1 protein-coding gene is annotated in these 934 nt (G+C 71.0%); it reads left to right on the top strand.

Translation table 11 applies throughout. The features are described from left to right. The coding region (locus AX669_RS05005) for a biotin/lipoyl-containing protein (RefSeq protein ID WP_304438403.1) at positions 1-915 on the top strand (915 nt) is incomplete at its 5' end. Positions 916-934: the final 19 nt, after the last annotated feature.

Genomic DNA, 934 nt, shown 5'->3' with positions numbered 1-934 from the left:
GGCAGCAACTTCGACCCGATGCTGAGCAAGGTCATCGCTTACGGCCCCGACCGCGCGTCCGCCCTGCGAGGCCTCGACGCGGCCTTGGCGAATACGCACATCGGCGGCGTCGTGACCAACATCGATTTCTGCCGCTTCCTGCTCGCCGACCCCGACGTCATCGCCGGGCGCCTCGACACCGGCCTGCTCGACGCGCGCGTCGCCGACTACGTCGCTACCCCCGCGCCCGACGGCGTGCTCGTCGCCGCAGCGTCGGCCTCGTTGGGGCTCGCCGGCGGTGGCGACCTGTGGGCCGGGCGAGACGGATGGCGCACCGGCCACAACAGCCCTCGGCGCGCCCGCTTCGCCGTCACCGACCCGCGTGAGGATGCGAGCGGCATCGTCGAGGTCGCCCTCACCCACCACCGCGACGGCGAGGACGTCACGATCAGCCGCGACGTGCCCGCCTCCATGACGGCGGCCCGCGGCGACGGGGAGACAACGCGGCTCGCCGTCGTCATCGAGGGCGAGGAGACCGACGGCACAACACGATTCGTCATCGACGCCGATGGCGAACGCCGCACGTACCGAACGGCGATCTCGAGCGACAAGAGCAGTACCCGCACGGTCTGGGTCGACTCACCCGACGGGACGTTCTCGCTCAAGGAGGCACCACACGTCAGCCTGCGGTCGTCGGCTGCGGCCAGCGCGGGTGGTGACATCACGAGCCCGATGCCGGGCGCCGTCATCGCCGTGCAGGTGGCCGATGGTGCCGAGGTGTCGGCGGGCGACGTCGTCGTCATCGTCGAGGCGATGAAGATGGAGCACTCCCTCACCGCACCGATCGACGGCACCGTCGAGATTCTCGCCCCCGCAGGCACTCAGGTGGCCGTCGACGAGGTGCTCGCTCGCATCACACCGCCCGACGCCTCCTGACCCCCTCCCTCCTCATCCC

It is taken from the genome of Dermacoccus sp. CCH2-D9, assembly GCF_001556795.1.
Lineage (GTDB): Bacteria > Actinomycetota > Actinomycetes > Actinomycetales > Dermatophilaceae > Dermacoccus > Dermacoccus nishinomiyaensis.
This window is presented reverse-complemented; position numbering and strand designations above follow the sequence as displayed.